The following is a 19,023-nucleotide window of genomic DNA, read 5'->3' as shown; positions in this document are numbered from 1 at the left end:
AGGATGAGCCAGCTTCCCAAGGCGCTCTGGACTGCGGGTTTCACGGCTATGCTTGTGACCCATCAGTCACCACGAGCACCCTTGCGGCGCCCTAAGGCCCAATGGCCTAACAATAATAAATAGGGGAAGGTCTATGAGTCGTTGCCGCCCGCCGGCGTTACGCAACACCGCGTTGCTGGCCACAGCACTCACACTGCTGGGCTGTGCTGCCTTGTCGGCACCCGTTCTGGCTGCCGAAGCGCCCGCCGACGGGGTGTACTCCACCGAATCGGCCAAAGCCGCCAAAAGCCTGATACTCGATGTTGTCCACGCCGGCACCCGGTTGGTGGCGGTGGGTGACCGCGGGCACATTCTCTTTTCCGACGACCAGGGCAAGACCTGGACCCAGGCCAAAGTGCCGACCCGGCAATTGCTGACGGCGGTGTACTTCGTCGACGACAAGCACGGCTGGGCGGTCGGCCACGACGCGCAGATCCTCGCCAGCGCCGACGGCGGCCTGACCTGGAGCAAACAATTCGAAGACCTCAAGCGCGAAGCACCGCTGCTCGACGTCTGGTTCCAGGACGTCAACCACGGCGTCGCGGTCGGTGCCTACGGCGCATTGCTGGAAACCACCGATGGCGGCAAGAACTGGCAGGACGTCAGCGACCGCCTCGACAATCAGGACCAGTTCCACCTCAACGCCATCGCGGCGGTCAAGGACGCCGGGCTGTTCATCGTCGGCGAGCAGGGCAGCATGTTCCGCTCCCCGGACTGGGGCCAGACCTGGGAAAAACTCCAGGGCCCATATCAAGGCTCGCTGTTCGGCGTGATCGGCACCGCCCAGGCGCAGACCTTGTTGGCCTACGGCCTGCGCGGCAACCTCTATCGTTCCAGCGATTTCGGCAGCACCTGGCAGCAGGTCGAACTCAAAGCCGCGCGTGGTGCGCTGGAGTTCGGCCTGTCCGGCGCCACGCTGCTCGCGGATGGCTCGATCGTGATCGTCGGCAACGGCGGCTCGGTGATCAGCAGCAGCGACAACGGCGAAACCTTCAGCGTGTTCAACCGCCCGGACCGCATTTCGCTGTCCTCGGTGACAGCGGCCGGCGACGGCAATCTGATTCTGACCGGGCAGGGCGGCGTGCACACCACGCAGCCCAACGGCGCCGAAATCAATAATAAGAAGGCGGGGCTATGACTTCCTTGAGCACTCATCATCAGGACAAGGCGACGTTCCTCGAGCGTCTGATTTTCAACAACCGCCCGGCCGTGATCCTGATCTGTCTGGTGGTCAGTATCTTCCTGTTCTGGCAGGCCACGCTGATTCGCCCCTCCACCAGTTTCGAAAAAATGATCCCGCTCAAGCATCCGTTCATCGAGAAGATGATGGAGCACCGCAACGATCTGGCGAACCTGGGCAATACCGTTCGGATTTCGGTGGAAGCCAAAGACGGCGACATCTTCTCCAAGGAATACATGGAGACCCTGCGCCAGATCAACGACGAGGTGTTCTACATCTCCGGCGTCGACCGTTCCGGCCTCAAATCGCTGTGGAGCCCGAGCGTACGCTGGACCGAAGTGACCGAAGAGGGGTTCGCCGGCGGTGAAGTGATTCCGCAGAGCTACGACGGCTCGCCGGACAGCCTCGACATGCTGCGCAACAACGTGCTCAAGTCAGGGCAGGTCGGGCGCCTGGTGTCCAACGACTTCAAATCGAGCATCGTCGACATCCCGCTGCTGGAGTCCTACCCGGACCCGCAGGATCAGGGCAAGCTGCTGGCGCTGGACTACCGCCAGTTCTCCCATGAGCTTGAAGACAAGATCCGCAACAAGTTCGAAGCGCAGAACCCCAACGTCAAGATCCACATCGTCGGCTTCGCCAAGAAGGTCGGAGACCTGATCGACGGCCTGGTGATGGTGGTGATGTTCTTCGGCATCGCGTTCGTCATCACCCTGATTCTGCTGCTGTGGTTCACCAACTGCCTGCGCAGCACCATTGCGGTGTTGAGCACCACGCTGGTGGCGGTGGTCTGGCAACTGGGGCTGATGCACTTCTTCGGTTTCGGGCTGGATCCGTATTCGATGCTGGTGCCGTTCCTGATTTTCGCCATCGGCATTTCCCACGGCGTGCAGAAGATCAACGGCATCGCCCTGCAATCGAGTGAAGCGGACAACGCCCTGACTGCGGCGCGGCGCACCTTCCGGCAACTGTTCCTGCCGGGGATGATCGCGATTCTCGCTGACGCCGTGGGCTTCATCACCCTGCTGATCATCGACATCGGGGTGATCCGCGAACTGGCGATCGGCGCGTCCATCGGCGTGGCGGTGATCGTGTTCACCAACCTGATCCTGCTGCCGGTGGCGATTTCCTATGTCGGCATCAGCAAGCGCGCCATCGCCAAGAGCAAGAAGGACGCGAACCGCGAACACCCGTTCTGGCGCCTGTTGTCGAACTTCGCCAGCCCGAAAGTCGCCCCGGTCTCGATTGCCCTGGCGCTGCTCGCCTTCGGTGGCGGCCTCTGGTACAGCCAGAACCTGAAGATCGGCGACCTCGACCAGGGCGCGCCGGAGCTGCGTCCGGACTCGCGCTACAACAAGGACAACAACTTCATCATCAACAACTATTCCACCAGTTCCGACGTACTGGTGGTGATGGTCAAGACCGCCACCGAGGGCTGCTCGCGCTACGAAGCGATGGCGCCGATCGACGAGCTGATGTGGAAGATGCAGAACACCGAGGGCGTGCAGTCGGCGATCTCGCTGGTGACCGTGTCCAAACAGATGATCAAGGGCATGAACGAGGGCAACCTGAAATGGGAAACCCTGTCGCGCAACCCGGACGTGCTGAACAACTCGATTGCCCGCGCCGACGGCCTGTACAACAACAGCTGTTCGCTGGCGCCGGTGTTGATCTTCCTCAACGACCACAAGGCCGAGACCCTCGACCGCGCGGTGCATGCGGTGCAGGAATTTGCCAAGGCCAACAACAAGGACGGTCTGGAATTCATCCTCGCCGCCGGTAACGCCGGGATCGAGGCAGCCACCAACGAGGTGATCAAACAGGCCGAGCTGACCATCCTGATTCTGGTGTACATCTGCGTCGCAGTGATGTGCATGATCACCTTCCGCTCGTGGGCGGCGACCCTGTGCATCGTCCTGCCGCTGGTGCTGACCTCGGTGCTGGGCAACGCGCTGATGGCGTTCATGGGCATCGGCGTCAAGGTCGCGACCCTGCCGGTGGTGGCGCTGGGCGTGGGGATTGGCGTGGACTACGGCATCTACATCTACAGCCGTCTGGAGAGTTTCCTGCGCGCCGGTCTGCCATTGCAGGAAGCCTATTACCAGACCCTGAAATCCACCGGTAAAGCGGTGCTGTTCACCGGCCTGTGCCTGGCCATCGGCGTATGCACCTGGATCTTCTCGGCAATCAAGTTCCAGGCCGACATGGGCCTGATGCTGACCTTCATGTTGCTGTGGAACATGTTCGGTGCGCTGTGGCTGTTGCCAGCGCTGGCCAAGTTCCTGATCAAGCCGGAGAAACTGGCGGGGCAGAAGGGCAATTCGCTGTTTGCCCACTGATCCGGGCGCCTGAAACGACAAAGCCGCAACCCGAGGGTTGCGGCTTTTTTCCATTTTAGGATCCATACAAAACCCTGTGGGAGCTGGCTTGCCAGCGATAGCGGACTATCAGCCAACATCAATGTTGAATGTTAAGCCGTCATCGCTGGCAAGCCAGCTCCCACAGGATTTGTGTTGGTCAAGAGAGCTCGGTACCGAGCACAGCACTCAACGCACTGCGCGCATCATCCAGCTGCACCAGCGTCGCATGGCGCGCGCCAAGGGCATCACGGTTCTGGATCGCGGTAAGAATCGCCTTGTGCCGTGGCAACGCCAGTTCATGCAGATTCGGCCGCTGGTTGGAATGTTTCAACGCCTCGGCAATCGCCACCGAGAGCATATTGCACAGGTTCGCCAGCAGATCGTTATGGGTCGCGTCGGCAATCCGGCTATGGAAGTCCAGGTCCGGTTGCAGCAAGGCCTCCGGGGTCGGCGCGGCTTCCATGCGCTGATAGGCCTCGCCAATGGCGGCGATGTCGGCCTCGGTCGCGTGCTGGGCGGCGAGGGCGGCAGCGGCCGGTTCAATGATGCTGCGCACGCTGGTCAGCACATTGAAGAATTCATTCTGCGGGCTGCTTTGCATCAGCCAGTGCAGCACGTCCGGGTCGAGCATGTGCCATTCGCGGCGCGCCTTGACCACCGTGCCGACGCGCGGTTTTGAATACACCAGCCCCTTGGCCACCAGCACCCGCGTGGCTTCGCGCAACACCGGGCGGCTGACCGCGTATTCCTCGCACAACAGCGCTTCGGCGGGCAGTTTGTCGTCGGGCAAAAAGCGTCCGGAGACGATCTGCATGCCCAGTTCCTGGACAATGCGCGAGTGCATGCTTTTACGGTCGGAAGGTTTGCGGTAATCCATGGGGAACGGCGCGATCCTGAGCGATGGAGATGCCGCGCATCATAGCAGGCACCAGACAATCTTGAGGTGGATACACAAAGCAAAAGTGGGAGCTGGCTTGCCAGCGATGGCGGGGTGTCAGTCAACATGAATGTCAGCTGGCAGACCGTAATCGCTGGCAAGCCAGCTCCCACAGGGGCGACGGTGTTAGTGGGAATGGCGCGGGACTTCCGCTCCACGGCAGCCGACCAGGAAGTCGAAATCGCAACCCTGATCCGCCTGCAACACATGATCGATGTACAGCTGACGATAGCCGCCGACCAGTAGCTGCTGCGGCGGCTGCAGATCCGCCATGCGCGCTGCCAGTTCGGCATCCGGAATGTCCAGATGCAAACGCCCGCTGGCGCAATCGAGCTCGATCCAGTCGCCTTCCTGCACCACCGCCAACGGCCCGCCAGCCGCCGCTTCCGGGGCAACGTGCAAAACCACGGTGCCGTATGCGGTGCCGCTCATCCGCGCATCCGAGATGCGTACCATGTCGGTCACGCCTTGGGCCAGCAGCTTGGCCGGCAAGCCCATGTTGCCCACCTCGGCCATGCCGGGATAACCCTTCGGCCCGCAGTTTTTCATCACCAGAATCGAGTCTTTATCGACATCCAGCTCCGGGTCATTGATCCGCGCCTTGTACATGTCGAAGTTCTCGAACACCACCGCGCGCCCCCGATGCTGCATCAATTCCGGGGTCGCGGCGGATGGCTTGAGTACCGCTCCCAGCGGTGCCAGATTCCCGCGCAATACGCAGATACCGCCGTCCGCGCGGATCGGATTGTCGAGGGTGCGGATCACTTCGTCTTCGCCATAGATCGGCGCGTCTTTGGTGTTCTCGCCCAGCGTCTTGCCATTCACGGTCAGCGCGTTCGGATTGGGGATCAGATTGGCCTCACCGAGACGCCGTAGCACCGCCGGCAAGCCTCCGGCGTAGTAAAACTCTTCCATCAGGAAGCGCCCGGACGGTTGCAGGTCGACGATGGTCGGCATGCCGCGCCCGATACGCGTCCAGTCGTCCAGATCCAGCTCGACGCCGATGCGCCCGGCGATGGCTTTCAGGTGGATCACCGCGTTGGTCGAACCGCCGATCGCCGCGTTGACCCGAATGGCGTTTTCAAACGCTTCCTTGGTCAGGATCTTCGACAGGCGCAAATCTTCGCGCACCATCTCCACCGCGCGCATGCCGGACATGTGCGCCAGCACATAACGCCGCGCATCCACTGCCGGAATCGCCGCGTTGTGCGGCAACGAGGTGCCCAGCGCTTCGGCCATGCAGGCCATGGTCGACGCGGTGCCCATGGTGTTGCAGGTACCCGCCGAGCGCGACATGCCGCCCTCGGCCGCGAGGAAATCGTCGAGGGTGATGGTGCCGGCCTTGACCTGCTCGCTGAGCTGCCACACCACCGTGCCGGAACCGATGTCCTTGCCCTTGTGCTTGCCGTTGAGCATCGGTCCGCCAGTGACGACGATCGCCGGCACGTCGCAACTGGCCGCGCCCATCAGCAGCGCCGGGGTGGTCTTGTCGCAGCCGGTCAGTAGCACCACGCCGTCAATCGGGTTGCCGCGAATCGCTTCTTCGACATCCATGCTCGCCAGGTTGCGGGTGAGCATGGCGGTGGGGCGCAGGTTCGACTCGCCATTGGAGAACACCGGGAATTCCACCGGAAAGCCACCGGCCTCGATCACGCCGCGTTTGACGTGCTCGGCAATCTGGCGGAAATGCGCGTTGCACGGGGTCAGTTCCGACCAGGTATTGCAGATGCCGATGATCGGCTTGCCGTGGAACTGGTGGTCGGCGATGCCCTGATTCTTCATCCAGCTGCGGTACATGAAGCCGTTCTTGTCGGCCGTGCCAAACCATTGGGCGGAGCGCAGGGTGGGTTTGTTCTCAGACATGATCGATTCTCTTATTGTAAGACTATTGTTTGCGAGTCATGGCTAAACATAAGCGCAAAATCGTCGCTTTGGAAGTGTTGTTGCGTAATTAGTATTACTATATAGTCGTTTTCGACGGAGGGATCGGCCCTGGCGATTTTTCGCGAGAGGCGTCCCCCGAGGTTCTATAAAAACAACAATCGGAGACCGATCCCATGAGCCAGGAACTGCGGCTTATCCGCCGCATCACGCTGAAACTGATTCCCTTCCTGATCCTGCTGTACCTGATCGCCTATGTGGATCGCTCCGCCGTCGGCTTTGCCAAGCTGCACATGGGCGCTGACATCGGCATCGGTGATGCGGCCTATGGGCTGGGCGCCGGGCTGTTTTTCATCGGCTACTTTCTTCTCGAAATCCCCAGCAACCTGATGCTCGAACGCTTCGGCGCGCGGCGCTGGTTCGCGCGGATCATGATCACCTGGGGCGCGATCACCATCGGCATGGCGTTCGTCCAGGGCCCGCACAGTTTCTACGTCATGCGCTTTCTGCTCGGCGCGGCGGAGGCGGGGTTCTTCCCCGGCGTTCTGTACTACATCACCCAATGGTTCCCGGTACGCCATCGCGGCAAGATTCTCGGCCTGTTCATCCTCTCCCAACCGATTGCGATGATGATCACCGGCCCGGTGTCCGGTGGTTTGCTCGGTATGGACGGCATCCTTGGGCTGCACGGCTGGCAGTGGCTGTTCATCGTCATCGGCACCCCGGCGATCCTGCTGACCTGGCCGGTCCTGCGCTGGCTGCCTGATGGCCCACAAAACGTGAAGTGGATGGATCAGGCCGAGAAAGACTGGCTGACCGGCGAGCTGAAAAAGGATTTGCAGGAATACGGCCAGACCCGTCACGGCAACCCGCTGCATGCACTCAAGGACAAACGGGTGTTGCTGCTGGCGCTGTTTTACCTGCCGGTGACCCTGAGCATTTATGGCCTTGGCCTGTGGCTGCCGACGCTGATCAAACAGTTTGGCGGCAGCGATCTGGTGACCGGTTTCGTCTCGTCGGTGCCCTACATCTTCGGCATCGTCGGTCTGCTGATCGTGCCACGCAGCTCCGACCGCATGAACGATCGCTACGGCCACCTGGCGGTGCTCTATGTGCTGGGTGCACTGGGCCTGTTTTTCAGCGCCTGGCTCACCCTGCCGGTGGCACAACTGGCGGCGCTGTGTCTGGTGGCGTTCGCGCTGTTTTCCTGCACGGCGGTGTTCTGGACCTTGCCGGGGCGGTTCTTTGCCGGTGCGAGTGCGGCAGCGGGGATCGCCCTGATCAACTCGGTGGGCAACCTCGGTGGTTACATCGGGCCGTTCGTGATTGGCGCATTGAAGGAATACACCGGGAATCTGGGTTCGGGGTTGTATTTCCTCAGCGCAGTGATGGTGTTCGGTTTGATTTTGACCGGCGTGGTTTACCGCGTGCTTGAGCGCAAACACGTCCTGCCAGCCGAGCAATTCGCCGCCAGCGCACGCGGTGCCACCCGAACCTGATATCAAACGAACCATCACCGCAAACCCTGTGGGAGCTGGCTTGCCAGCGATGGCGGCGGCACATCCAACATAGCGGTATCTGACAGATTGCTATCGCTGGCAAGCCAGCTCCCACAGGGTTTTGCAGTGTTTCGACGTTTTGTTTACAGGAGAAATTTATGCATCTGGTTCAATTCGAATTGATCAACGGCGAGCGCCGCGTCGGCGTGGTCGACAACGGGCTGATCCGCGAAGTGCAGGACGCCCGTAGCGTACGCGATCTCGCGCTGGCCGCCATCGAAGCCGGCGGCACTCTGGAGCAGCAAGTACAAACCCACGGCCTGGGCATCGGTCATGACTATGCGCAGTTGCTCAAAGACCGGCGCATCCTGCCGCCGCTGGATCATCCGGACCCGGCGCACCTGCTGGTGAGCGGTACCGGTCTGACACACCTGGGCAGCGCCTCGGCGCGGGACAAGATGCACCAGCAGGCCGGCGACGAAGCACAAATGACCGACACCATGCGCATCTTCAAATGGGGCGTGGAGGGCGGCAAACCAGCGGCGGGGCAGGCGGGCGTGCAGCCGGAATGGTTCTACAAGGGCGACGGCAGCATCGTCGTGCGTCCGGGCGAAGCCTTCCCGTTGCCGCCGTTCGCCGAAGACGCCGGCGAGGAACCGGAGATGGCCGGGCTCTACGTCATCGGCCACGACGGCAAACCCTATCGCCTCGGTTTCGCCGTGGGTAACGAGTTCTCCGATCACGTCATGGAGCGCAAGAATTACCTGTACCTGGCCCACTCGAAACTGCGCAGTTGCAGCTACGGCCCGGAACTGCGTACCGGCGAACTGCCGCAACATCTGGCCGGCAGCAGTCGCATCCTGCGTAACGGCGAAGTGCTGTGGCAGAACGAATTTCTCAGTGGCGAAGCCAACATGTGCCACAGCCTCGCCAACCTTGAATACCACCATTTCAAATACCGCCAGTTCCTGCGCCCGGGCGACGTGCACATTCACTTCTTCGGCACTGCGACCCTGTCGTTCGCCGATGGCGTTCGCACCCAACCCGGCGACCAGTTTGAAATCAGCCAGGCCGAATTCGGCGCACCGCTGGTCAACGGCATCGCGCCGGCAGCAGCGGCCTTTCAACCGGACAGCATCGGCACCCTTTAAGGAGCTCCCATGACGCAGATTCCTGGACACAACTTCATTGGCGGACAGCGCAGCGCAGCGGGCGACGTGACACTGCACAGCGTCGACGCAACCACCGGCGAACAGCTGCCGTACGCATTCATTCAAGCGACTGAAGCCGAAGTCGATGCCGCCGCCAAAGCCGCCGCCGCAGCGTACCCGGCCTATCGCAGCCTCAGCGCCGAACGCCGCGCGCAATTTCTCGACGCGATTGCCGACGAACTGGATGCGCTGGATGATGATTTCGTCGCGCTGGTCTGCCGTGAAACCGCGCTGCCCGCCGGACGCATTCAGGGCGAGCGCGGGCGCACCAGCGGGCAGATGCGCCTGTTTGCCAAAGTCCTGCGGCGCGGTGATTTCTACGGCGCGCGAATTGATCTGCCGCTGCCGGAACGCCAGCCGTTACCGCGTCCGGATCTGCGCCAGTACCGCATCGGCCTCGGCCCGGTGGCAGTGTTCGGTGCGAGCAACTTTCCGTTGGCGTTTTCCACTGCGGGCGGCGATACCGCTGCCGCGCTGGCCGCTGGTTGCCCGGTGGTGTTCAAGGCGCATTCAGGTCATATGGCAACCGCTGAATGTGTGGCCGAGGCTCTGGTTCGCGCGGCGGAAAAAACCGCGATGCCGGCAGGCGTGTTCAATATGATTTACGGCGCTGGCGTTGGCGAATGGCTGGTCAAGCATCCGGCGATTCAGGCGGTTGGTTTCACCGGTTCGCTGAAGGGCGGCCGCGCACTGTGCGACATGGCCGCGGCACGGCCGCAACCGATCCCGGTGTTCGCCGAAATGTCGAGCATCAACCCGGTGATCGTTCTGCCGCAAGCCTTGGCTGAGCGCTCGCAAGCCATCGCCCGTGACCTGACCGCCTCCGTGGTGCAGGGCTGCGGTCAGTTCTGTACCAACCCGGGTTTGGTCATTGGTATTCGCTCGCCACAGTTCAGCGCCTTCGTCCAGCAAGTCGCCGGGCTGATTGGCGACCAACCGGCGCAAACCATGCTCAACGCCGGCACCCTCGGCAGCTACGGCAAGGGTCTGCAAAGGTTGCTGGCGCATTCCGGCATCGAGCATCTGGCGGGTAATCCGCAACAGGGCAATCAGGCGCAGCCACAACTGTTCAAGGCCGATGTCAGCCTGTTGATCAACGGCGATGAAGTGCTGCAGGAAGAAGTGTTCGGCCCGACCACGGTGATCGTCGAAGTGGCGGACAAGGCCGAACTCAGCGCGGCGCTGTCGGGCCTGCACGGGCAACTGACGGCGACGATGATCGGCGAGCAGGCCGACTTCGAACGCTTCCCGGAACTGACGCCGCTGCTCGAACAGAAAGTCGGACGCATTCTGCTCAATGGTTATCCAACGGGTGTGGAGGTGTGTGATTCGATGGTGCATGGCGGGCCGTATCCGGCGACTTCCGATGCGCGCGGTACCTCGGTGGGGACGCTGGCGATCGATCGGTTCCTGCGCCCGGTATGCTTTCAGAACTACCCGGATTTCTTGCTGCCCGAACCACTGAAAAACGCCAACCCGTTGCGCATTCAGCGGCTGGTAGACGGCAAGCCCTCGCGCGACGCCCTCTGACCCATCACTCTGTAGGAGCTGCCGAAGGCTGCGATCTTTTGACTTTGATTTTAAAAAACAAGATCAAAAGATCGCAGCCTTCGGCAGCTCCTACAGAGGGATCGAGGCGCTATAAGCTATCATTGGCCCTTTCCCCCTAGAAAGACTGTTTGCCATGACTGCCCAAACCCTTCTCAACGCCCTCGAACACTGCGGCATGGTCGAAATCGATGGCTTGCACGCCTTCGAATTCGCCCTCGACGAAGACGACAACCTGCACATTGAATGCATCGACGGCCGAGAGGCCAAGCATTGGGAATTCACCCCGGCTCAGGTTGAAGCAGCAACGTTTGATGAAGACCTGCAAAGCTGGCTGATCATTGGCTATGCCAGCGACACCAAGACCACCGGCGAGCACCGTCTGGTCTGCCTCGGTGATGTGGTCAGCAGCAGCGACGACGAGGACGACAATTAATGAACATGCGTAAATTCTGGCCATTGCTGATGGCCGGCAGCGTCGGTGCGATGGGCCTGTCCAGTGCCAGCGCCGAGAGCTATCAATTGCTGGTCGGCTCCTACACCGCCGGCACCAGCCAGGGCATCTATCGAATGAATTTCGACAGCGCCACCGGCCAGATCGCCGCCAAGCCGCTGCAAGTGGTGAAGAGCGAAAACCCGTCATGGCTGACCTTGTCCAAAGACCAGAAGCAGCTGTTCGTGGTCAATGAAAACGGTCCCGGCCAGAAAGACCCGGTCGGCCGCGTCAGCAGCTATTCGATCGATCCCAAGACCCACGTCCTGACGCTGATCAATCAAGTGCAGAGCCTGGGCAACGAGCCGACCCATTCGAGCCTCAGCGGCGATGCCAGCCATCTGTTCGTCAGCAACTATTCGGTGATGGAAGATCCGGGTGGCACCCTCGCGGTGTTGCCGGTCGGTGCCGATGGCAAACTCAAACCGGTGGTGCAGATGAGCGCGCACCCGGCGAGCCGGGTCAACCCCGAGCGTCAGGCCTCGAACCACGTGCACTCGACGGTGTCCTCGCCGGATGGCCGCTACGTGTTCTCCAACGACCTGGGGGCGGACAAGGTCTTCATCTACCAGTTCGACCCGAAAGCCAACCCGGAGCTGCCATTGACCCCGGCGAAAACTGCTTCGGTGAGCCTGCCGGCCGGCAGCGGCCCGCGTCACTTGCTGTTCAGCGCGGACGGCAAGCATGCCTGGCTGACCATGGAAATGAGCGCACAGGTCGCAGTGTTCGACTATCACGACGGCGTGCTGACCCAGACGCAACTGGTCGATCTGGCTGCCGGTCAGCCGACCTCGGACAAAGCCGCCGCCGCGCTGCATGCGTCGGCCGATGGCAAGTTCCTCTACGTCAGCAACCGTGGTACCGCCAACCAACTGGTGGTCTTTGCGATCGATCCGGCGAGCGGCCAGCTCAAGGAACTGCAAAAACGTTCGGTGGAGGGCGATCACCCGCGCGAATTCAGCCTCGATCCAAGTGGCAAATTCCTGCTGATCGCCAACCAGAAGAGCAACGAAATTGTCGTCGTCGAGCGTGACGCCAAGACCGGTCTGCTCGGCAAAACCGTGCAGAAACTACCGATGGACGCGCCCAGTGACCTGAAGTTTATCGTGCGACAATAAGCCACAGGCCCCGGTTTACGGGGCCTGTCTCTTTGTATTAATCGCGCTGATATCCGGTAATGCTACAAAGCATTTCAAGCGATCAACCCTCGAGCGTTAAGTTTGCTTCACGGCCCAACCGGGCAAAGCAAGCCAACCGAACACGAGGGTTACCGCCATGAACTTCAATCTCTTCTCCGTCATCGCCGCTTCCGCCATCTCCGCCACCGTTGCATTGCCAGCCAGTGCCAACGTTGAAATCGCCAGCAAAAAATCCCACACCCAGAGCTACACCCAGAAATACCTGCAACAGAGCGCCAACTTCTACGCCGCACTGGATCACAAAGCCCAACACTGAAAGTCTGATTTGGCACCACTCCCTGTAGGAGCTGCCGAAGGCTGCGATCTTTTGATCTTCAACGTCAAAAGATCGCAGCCTTCGGCAGCTCCTGCACGTATGCGTGATCAAAAAATCTCCGCTCGATAGGTTTTCTCCAACGCTGAGATAGAAGGCCTAAATAATCAACCAAGCTGATGTTTACTATGGCAAACCCTGAGTGGTTACCACGGCTTTTTTGATTGATCCTGACGGCACTGAAACATGCCCACGGAGCACATCATGGCCAGTTCAATCATCACCTCAGCCAAGCGCGGCGCCTACCTGGCCATCGGTCTTTACCTGGCCCTGGTGCTGTTCGTCAGCATCGCCGCGCAAACCCAACACAGCGTCGACGCACCGATCGAAGTCGCACACCCCGGCATCCAGTTCGAACACCGCGCAGACGTGCTGGTTGATCGTGCTGAACTCGCAGGAGTGAGCGGCGCATGAAAGGCTACAGACTCTGGGTCATCGCCGGTCTGGCATTGATGACCAATGGCGCGGCGTTACTCGGTTTTGGTCAAGGCTCGGTCGGTGCGCTGGCGCGGGCCATAGAGGCCAATCACAGCATTGCTCACAATATCGAACGGGCCAACTCGCAGGGGTTGCTGGCCGGTAATCCGCCGATCAAGGCTGAGGTCGATTTTCTTGGGCCGTTTGAAGTGGATTGCATGGCACTGGGCATGTGCAACGCACTGGCTTAGACAACCCGATCATTGTGGTGAGGGGATTTATCCCCGATGGGTCGCGAAGCGGCCCCAGACCCGGCAAACCGGATTATTTTGATACACCAAGGTGTCTGATTTCAGGGCAGCTTCGCCGCCCATCGGGGATAAATCCCCTCGCCACAGGGATTCCCTGGGGTTATTTCTTCATGATGGAGGTGAAGAGGTTGGATTCGAGGAAGCGCTGTAGCCACGCCTGCAAGCGAACATAGGGCGTCTGCGCGAACCACTCGCGATCCACATGCGCAAACTGTCGAACGAACGGCAGCAACGCCACATCTGCCAGACTCAAGTGATCACTCAGCAAATAATCCCGACCTTCAAGCAACCCATCCAGCCGCTGCAGAAACACCGCCCCTTCGGCCCGATAAACCTCCATTGGCTGCTCGGGATAGCGCTCGGCGTATTTGTAGCGGTTCAAATGCACTTTGAACACTTGATCATTGGCTTCGATCAATTCGGCAATTCGTGAATCACCGCCGAGCAGCCAATCGTCCGGATCATGCTGCGCCAACGCCCAGCGCATGATCTCCAGACTCTCGTCGATCACCCGGCCATCGGCCTCCAGCACCGGCACCGTGCCTTTGGGTGAGATCGCGAGCATCGCGGCCGGTTTGGCCTTGAGGCTGACTTCAACGATCTCCACCGCTACCCCCGAATAGCGCAGGGCCATTCGCGCGCGCATCGCGTAGGGGCAGCGGCGGAATGAGTACAGCGTGTTCATTTCACCTCCAGGGTGCTCAAGCCGTTGCCCTGGCGCTGCACCTGAATCTGCACCGGAATCCGCTCGTGCATTTCCTGCACGTGGGAAATCACCGCGACCTTGCGCCCCTGCGCCTGCAGGCCGTCGAGGGCATCCATGGCCAGTTGCAGCGATTCCGGATCGAGGCTGCCAAAGCCTTCGTCGATGAACAGCGATTCGATTTTCAGCGAGCTCGAGGCCATCGAGGCCAGGCCCAGTGCGAGGGCCAGTGACACCAGGAAGGTCTCGCCACCGGACAGCGAATGCACCGAGCGCAATTCATCGCCCATCTCGGTGTCCAGCACCAGCAGGCCGAGCATGCTGCCGCCGCGTTTCAGGCGATAGCGTTTGACCAGTTGACGCAACTGCACGTTGGCGTGATGCACCAGCAGGTCGAGGTTGTAGGCCTGGGCGATCTTGCGGAAGGTGTCGCCGGTGGCCGAACCGATCAACGCGTTCAGGCGCGCCCAGCGCTGGTACTCGGCATAGGCGTCGGCGATCTGCTGCGCCAATGCCTGATTGGCGTTTTGCCGGCGCTGATCTTCAGCCTGCTCGGCACGCAGTTCGGCGCACTGTTGCTCGCTGAGGTTGAACTGGATCTGCAGCTCGGCGAGAGCGCTGGCGAGTTGTTCGGCATCGAGATTGCCGTTGTGCTGCGCCTGATGATCGGCCAGGCGCTGATCGCGTTCCTGCAGCAGCACCTTGGCCTGTTCGATGGCTTTTTCGTTGTGCTGCAAGCGCTGGCGCAGTTCGCTGAGCTGCGTGTCATCGACGCGCAACAGGTCTTCGAGGCCGCCGTCATCCAGTTCAGGATGGCGTGCGCGCCATTCGGCAATCTTCTGCGTCAGTTCGTCGTCTTCGCTTTGCAGTACCTGCAAGCGTTCCTGCTGCGCCTTGAGTTCAGTACTGACCTGCACCTGTTGCGTGCGCACGTTCTGTAGTTCCGCAGCCGTGCTGGTTTCGGCGTTGCGCGCCTGTTCCACGGCCTGTTCCAGCTGCTGCTGCCAGTGCTCGGCGCTGCTGTGCTCGCCCAGCAGATGCGCCAGTTTCGCCTGACTGGCCTGTTGCTGCTCGGCCAGGGCGCTGAACTGCTGCTCGGCGCTTTGCAGCTGCTGGACGCGGCTGAGCTGGCGATCCTGTTCTTTCTCCAGCGTCTGCTGGCGCTGCTGCTGTTCGGCCAGTTCTTCCTTCTGCTGCTCGACTTGCGCCAGACGCTCGGCAATCTGCCGGTCCAGTTGCATGAAGGTTGCCGCCGGTTCAACGCGTAGGGCTTCGAGGGTGTCGGCTGGCAACAGGCTGGCGAACGCGGTGAGCTCTTCGTCGAGACGTTGACGGTCGCTGCTCAGCTCGCGCTGTTGATTGCTCAGGTGCTGTGCCGCTTGCTGATGTGCGGTTTCGGCGTTGCGCAGTTGCTGGGTCAGGCGCGCCGCGTCCTGTTGCAGGGTGAGCAGGGCGCTCTGGCGTTGTTCGTCCTGAGTGATGCTCTGGTTCAGTTGATCGTTCTGCCGGGTCAGCCAGGCGTCGCGCTTGTCGGCGTCCTGATTCAGCAACTGAGGCGCCAGCGGATGCGCCTCCAGGCTCGGCGCCAGTGCCAGCAGCTGGGCGCTCAATTGTTCCTGCTGTTGCAGCAGCTCTTTCTGCCGGGCGATCACACCACCGACTTCAGCGCGCAACTCGGTGAGTTTTTCCTTGAGCTGATCCACTGCGTGCTGCGCGCTGGCCTGCTCGGATTCATCATGACGGCCAAGGCTTTGCAGCAGCGCTTCCGGCTGATGATACGGATGCTCGAGGCTGCCGCAGACCGGGCACGGCTGGTCGTCCTGCAACTGCGCGCGCAGCTCCTCGACACTGGCGCTGCGCGCCAGTCGCTGGCGTTCGAGCAGTTCACGGGTGACGTTGAGGGTATGTTCAGCGACGGTCAGCTCGGCCTTGGTTTTCACCCCGTCCTGGGTCAGACGTTCACGTTCCTGCTGTGCATCGAGCAGACGCTGTTGCAGCTCGGCGCCGCGTTTTTCCAGCTCCTGCTGACTGGCCCAGAGCCGCGTCAGGTCTTCGATGGCGCGCAGTTGTTTGCGATTGTCCTGCAACAGCGTGCCGAGGATGCCGATCTGTTCGGCGACGGCATTCGGCTCGGCGCCGGCCTCCTTGAACAGCACTTCCAGTTGTTGTTTTTGCGCGGCCAGCGTCTCGGCGCTAAGCGCAGCGTTCTGTTCGAGGGACGCCAGTTCGGCCTGCCCCTTGTTCAGACGATTGCCGATCAGCATCAGCTGTTGCAGGCGATCGCGGTAGGCATTCCATGCATCGCTGAGCGGCGCCAGGCCCGCACTCTGTTCCAGCCCGGCGGCGATTTTCTGCAGGCGTTCAGCGACCTCGGCCTGTTTCGCCTGCAAGGCTTGAATCGCGCTCTGGCCTTGCGTGCAGGCTTGCTCGGCGGACTGGCGGGCCTCGGCGCTGAGGGCGGTGTCCTTGGCGAGGCGGGCAAGGGTGCTTTGCTCGTCGAAGGCCTGACGCAGCAGCGGGGCACTTTCGCTGTGCCGCTGCTGCGCTTCGCTCAGGGCGATGTTTGCCGCATTGAGCGCCTGTTCCAGTTGCGTCTGGCGCTCGTTGAGCTCGCCGTGTTGCTGGGTATGCGCGGCAATCTGTGCCGCCAGCGGCGTCAGTTGCGCATCCAGTTCAGTCTTGCGCGCGAACTGGTGGCGTTGCGGCGCGAGTTGCTCCAGGCGTGTCAGCTTCAGGCGCTCGCCAGCCAGACCTTCCCACTGCTGCTGCGCACTCTGCAGTTGTTCGGCGGCCGCTTGTTGCGCATCCTGCAACTGGCGCAAATCTTTGAGCCAGCTGTGTTGTTGCTCCAGTTGCTTGAGCTGCGCCTGCTGCAACTTCAGCTGTTGCTGGGCGGCGTTGAAGCGTTCGTCCAGCTCGGCCCGCGCCTCGGGCGTCAGCGGGGTTACGCCGGTGGCCTGATCCTGCAGCAACTTGTGCGCTTCGCGGGCCTCTTTGGTCTTGTCGAAGGCGCGGCGACCGAGGCGGGTGTAGAGCGCGGTGTCGGTGAGTTTCTCCAGCAGTTCGCTGCGGTCGTTGTCGTCGGCCTTGAGGAACGCGCTGAACTCACTCTGGGCCAGCAGCACGGCGCGGGTGAACTGTTCGAAGTTCAGGCCCAGCGCGGCTTCGAGTTGGGTCTTGTATTCGCCTTTCTGGCTGGCGAGCAGTTGATCCTGATCGATGTCGCGCAGGCTCTGGCGGCTGGCCTGCAACTTGCCGCCGGCCTTTTCCCGGGCACGGTTGGCTTCCCAGCGCGCGCGGTAACGGCGGCCATCGACGCCGACAAAATCCACTTCCGCGTAACCTTCACCGGTACCACGGCGCAGCAAGGTACGCGGGTCGCCGGTGGCGATTTCGCCGTCGGCATCCGGCACCTTGGCGTCACGGCCGGTGTTGTTCAGCCGTGGCACGGCGCCAAACAGTGCCAGGCACAAGGCGTCGAGCAAGGTACTTTTACCGGCGCCGGTCGGCCCGGTGATCGCGAACAGACCGGCACTGGCCAGCGGTTCGGCGGTGAAATCAATCTCGAACGGTCCGGCCAGCGAGGCGAGGTTCTTCAAACGAATGGCGAGAATCTTCATGGCTGCTCGCCCTCCAGTTGTACGTCCTGCAGCAGTTCGGCGAAGTCCTTCAGCGTCTGTTCATCGACCTCGTTGCCGTAGTTGTCGAGCCAGGCACGGCTGAACAATTCCTGCGGGGTGAGCTGATCCAGCTCGACCAGCGCGCTGCCGTCGTCGCTGCCCTCGGCGCCACGGTTGCCGGCGTACTCGGCGGCGATCCGCACCAGGCGCACGGCTTTGCCTTGCAAGGCGTTTTCCACCTGATGGCGCAGATCCGGCTGCGGCTCGTCGAGGGTGACGCGCACTTCCAGCCATGGCTGACGCTGGGTTTCAGCGAGCAGATCGATGTTCGGCAGGTCAGCCAGTTGCAGCAGAATCTCTGCCAGCGGCGCCGGGCCGATGCGTTGCAGGTTGACCGAGCGCGGGATCAGTTTCGGCTCGACGCTGACCAGGGTTTCGCCGTCGAGGGTGATGTCGAGAATCTGGTGTTGATAGCCGATCTCTGAAAACGACAGCGGAATCGGCGAGCCGCTGTAGCGGATGCGTTCTTCACCGTTGACCTTCTGCGGCTTGTGCAAATGGCCGAGGGCAACGTAACTGATGCTCGGCCCGAACAGGCTGGCGGGCAGCGCCTCGGCGTTACCGATGATCAGGCTGCGCTCGGAGTCTTCCGAGACCGAGCCGCCAGCCATGTGTGCGTGGCTGATGGCAACCAGCGCCTGACCCGGCTGGCGCTTGGCATTCGCCGCTTCGATCAGCCATTCATGCACCTGTCCGATACCGCGCAGATAGTCGTCGCCCAGATGCGCACCAGTCACTTCCGCCGGACGCAGGAACGGCAGCGCCAGGCACCACGCGGCGATCTCGCCTTCAGCGTTCGGCAACGGCAGCAGCAAACGTTCGGCGTCGAGCTGACCGTCATCCAGCCACAACACCCGCCCCAGTGCATGGGTGCGCAAACGGCGCATCAACGGCGCCGGCAGCTCGATACGCGAGCCGGAATCGTGGTTGCCGGCAATCATCACGATGGTCAGCAACGGCTGCTGCTCGTGGGCACTGACGATGAAATCGTAGAGGCGTTCCTGGGCTTTGACCGGCGGGTTGACCGTGTCAAAGATGTCCCCGGCAATCAGCAGCACATCCGGCTGCGCCAGTTGCAATTGGCGCAGCAGCCATTCGAGAAAGCACGCATGCTCGAAATCGCGCTCCTGGCCATGCAGGTTTTGCCCAAGGTGCCAGTCGGAGGTGTGGAACAGACGCAAGGTGGACTCCGCTACAGAAAGAGGTGATGGCCGCGGGGGGAAATGACGGGCGGCGAAAGAGGAGGGAGTTT

The 19,023-nt window shown here is 61.6% G+C and carries 15 protein-coding genes; 10 read left to right on the top strand and 5 right to left on the bottom strand.

The window, feature by feature from the left end:
• The first annotated feature begins 133 nt into the window (after positions 1-133).
• Both L6D63_RS16870 and L6D63_RS16865 read left to right on the top strand, forming a co-directional pair.
• Positions 134-1,177, top strand: a complete 1,044-nt coding sequence (locus L6D63_RS16870) for a WD40/YVTN/BNR-like repeat-containing protein (RefSeq protein WP_047293884.1) — start codon at positions 134-136, stop codon at positions 1,175-1,177.
• On the top strand, positions 1,174-3,558 hold the full coding sequence (locus tag L6D63_RS16865) for an efflux RND transporter permease subunit (RefSeq protein WP_047293887.1): 2,385 nt from the start codon (positions 1,174-1,176) through the stop codon (positions 3,556-3,558). The genes L6D63_RS16870 and L6D63_RS16865 overlap by 4 nt, the downstream gene beginning before the upstream one ends.
• 178 nt (positions 3,559-3,736) lie before the next feature.
• Here L6D63_RS16865 and L6D63_RS16860 read toward each other — a convergent pair whose 3' ends face one another.
• Together L6D63_RS16860 and L6D63_RS16855 are read right to left on the bottom strand one after the other, a co-directional pair.
• Positions 3,737-4,456 carry a FadR/GntR family transcriptional regulator gene (locus L6D63_RS16860; protein ID WP_131670253.1) on the bottom strand — a complete coding sequence of 240 codons (720 nt, stop codon included), beginning with the start codon at positions 4,454-4,456 and terminating at the stop codon, positions 3,737-3,739.
• A gap of 186 nt (positions 4,457-4,642) precedes the next feature.
• The gene (locus L6D63_RS16855) at positions 4,643-6,379 is read right to left on the bottom strand and encodes an IlvD/Edd family dehydratase (protein WP_095666801.1); all 1,737 of its coding nucleotides are present in this window, start codon (positions 6,377-6,379) and stop codon (positions 4,643-4,645) included.
• Between the two features lie 194 nt (positions 6,380-6,573).
• On the opposite strand from L6D63_RS16855, the gene L6D63_RS16850 reads away from it, so the two are divergent.
• The 8 genes from L6D63_RS16850 to L6D63_RS16815 all read left to right on the top strand — a co-directional run bounded on the left by L6D63_RS16850 (position 6,574) and on the right by L6D63_RS16815 (position 13,328).
• Positions 6,574-7,896: an MFS transporter gene (locus L6D63_RS16850; protein WP_047293892.1), complete on the top strand. Its 1,323-nt coding sequence runs from the start codon at positions 6,574-6,576 to the stop codon at positions 7,894-7,896.
• Positions 7,897-8,054: 158 nt separating this feature from the next.
• The gene (gene araD1, locus L6D63_RS16845) at positions 8,055-9,047 is read left to right on the top strand and encodes an AraD1 family protein (RefSeq protein WP_121185031.1); all 993 of its coding nucleotides are present in this window, start codon (positions 8,055-8,057) and stop codon (positions 9,045-9,047) included.
• Positions 9,048-9,056: 9 nt separating this feature from the next.
• Positions 9,057-10,637 (top strand): aldehyde dehydrogenase (NADP(+)), encoded by a 1,581-nt coding sequence (locus tag L6D63_RS16840; protein WP_131670255.1) that lies wholly within the window; start codon positions 9,057-9,059, stop codon positions 10,635-10,637.
• A 154-nt stretch (positions 10,638-10,791) separates the two neighbouring features.
• A complete protein-coding gene (locus tag L6D63_RS16835) occupies positions 10,792-11,091 on the top strand; it encodes a DUF5629 family protein (protein WP_131670256.1) in 300 nt (99 codons plus the stop codon).
• Positions 11,091-12,266: a lactonase family protein gene (locus L6D63_RS16830; RefSeq protein WP_131670257.1), complete on the top strand. Its 1,176-nt coding sequence runs from the start codon at positions 11,091-11,093 to the stop codon at positions 12,264-12,266. The genes L6D63_RS16835 and L6D63_RS16830 overlap by 1 nt, the downstream gene beginning before the upstream one ends.
• Before the next feature lie 157 nt (positions 12,267-12,423).
• On the top strand, positions 12,424-12,603 hold the full coding sequence (locus L6D63_RS16825) for a hypothetical protein (protein ID WP_041062495.1): 180 nt from the start codon (positions 12,424-12,426) through the stop codon (positions 12,601-12,603).
• 261 nt (positions 12,604-12,864) lie between these two features.
• Positions 12,865-13,074, top strand: a complete 210-nt coding sequence (locus L6D63_RS16820) for a hypothetical protein (RefSeq protein WP_047293899.1) — start codon at positions 12,865-12,867, stop codon at positions 13,072-13,074.
• Complete coding sequence (locus L6D63_RS16815) at positions 13,071-13,328, top strand: hypothetical protein (protein ID WP_047598405.1); 258 nt, start codon at positions 13,071-13,073, stop codon at positions 13,326-13,328. Before L6D63_RS16820 ends, L6D63_RS16815 begins: the two co-directional genes overlap by 4 nt.
• 160 nt (positions 13,329-13,488) lie before the next feature.
• On the opposite strand, the gene L6D63_RS16810 is transcribed toward L6D63_RS16815, so the two are convergent.
• The 3 genes from L6D63_RS16810 to L6D63_RS16800 are packed head-to-tail and all read right to left on the bottom strand — an operon-like array spanning position 13,489 to position 18,952.
• Entirely contained in the window at positions 13,489-14,073 is a 585-nt protein-coding gene (locus tag L6D63_RS16810; protein WP_131670258.1) for a glutathione S-transferase, read from the bottom strand.
• Positions 14,070-17,711: an AAA family ATPase gene (locus tag L6D63_RS16805; RefSeq protein ID WP_131670259.1), complete on the bottom strand. Its 3,642-nt coding sequence runs from the start codon at positions 17,709-17,711 to the stop codon at positions 14,070-14,072. The genes L6D63_RS16810 and L6D63_RS16805 overlap by 4 nt, the downstream gene beginning before the upstream one ends.
• Entirely contained in the window at positions 17,708-18,952 is a 1,245-nt protein-coding gene (locus L6D63_RS16800; protein WP_131670260.1) for an exonuclease SbcCD subunit D C-terminal domain-containing protein, read from the bottom strand. Before L6D63_RS16800 ends, L6D63_RS16805 begins: the two co-directional genes overlap by 4 nt.
• Positions 18,953-19,023: the final 71 nt, after the last annotated feature.

The organism is Pseudomonas parakoreensis (genome assembly GCF_021602155.1).
GTDB classification, from domain to species: Bacteria; Pseudomonadota; Gammaproteobacteria; order Pseudomonadales; family Pseudomonadaceae; genus Aquipseudomonas; species Aquipseudomonas parakoreensis.
This window is presented reverse-complemented; position numbering and strand designations above follow the sequence as displayed.

What these genes read in the sequence shown, in the direction of transcription:
- L6D63_RS16815 (WP_047598405.1), top strand. Translation starts at nt 13,071, where the DNA reads ATGAAAGGCTACAGACTCTGGGTCATCGCCGGTCTGGCATTGATGACC.
- L6D63_RS16860 (WP_131670253.1), bottom strand. Translation starts at nt 4,456, where the DNA reads ATGGATTACCGCAAACCTTCCGACCGTAAAAGCATGCACTCGCGCATT.
- L6D63_RS16830 (WP_131670257.1), top strand. Translation starts at nt 11,091, where the DNA reads ATGAACATGCGTAAATTCTGGCCATTGCTGATGGCCGGCAGCGTCGGT.
- L6D63_RS16870 (WP_047293884.1), top strand. Translation starts at nt 134, where the DNA reads ATGAGTCGTTGCCGCCCGCCGGCGTTACGCAACACCGCGTTGCTGGCC.
- L6D63_RS16810 (WP_131670258.1), bottom strand. Translation starts at nt 14,073, where the DNA reads ATGAACACGCTGTACTCATTCCGCCGCTGCCCCTACGCGATGCGCGCG.
- L6D63_RS16820 (WP_047293899.1), top strand. Translation starts at nt 12,865, where the DNA reads ATGGCCAGTTCAATCATCACCTCAGCCAAGCGCGGCGCCTACCTGGCC.
- L6D63_RS16825 (WP_041062495.1), top strand. Translation starts at nt 12,424, where the DNA reads ATGAACTTCAATCTCTTCTCCGTCATCGCCGCTTCCGCCATCTCCGCC.
- L6D63_RS16835 (WP_131670256.1), top strand. Translation starts at nt 10,792, where the DNA reads ATGACTGCCCAAACCCTTCTCAACGCCCTCGAACACTGCGGCATGGTC.
- araD1 (WP_121185031.1), top strand. Translation starts at nt 8,055, where the DNA reads ATGCATCTGGTTCAATTCGAATTGATCAACGGCGAGCGCCGCGTCGGC.
- L6D63_RS16805 (WP_131670259.1), bottom strand. Translation starts at nt 17,711, where the DNA reads ATGAAGATTCTCGCCATTCGTTTGAAGAACCTCGCCTCGCTGGCCGGA.
- L6D63_RS16850 (WP_047293892.1), top strand. Translation starts at nt 6,574, where the DNA reads ATGAGCCAGGAACTGCGGCTTATCCGCCGCATCACGCTGAAACTGATT.
- L6D63_RS16840 (WP_131670255.1), top strand. Translation starts at nt 9,057, where the DNA reads ATGACGCAGATTCCTGGACACAACTTCATTGGCGGACAGCGCAGCGCA.
- L6D63_RS16855 (WP_095666801.1), bottom strand. Translation starts at nt 6,379, where the DNA reads ATGTCTGAGAACAAACCCACCCTGCGCTCCGCCCAATGGTTTGGCACG.
- L6D63_RS16865 (WP_047293887.1), top strand. Translation starts at nt 1,174, where the DNA reads ATGACTTCCTTGAGCACTCATCATCAGGACAAGGCGACGTTCCTCGAG.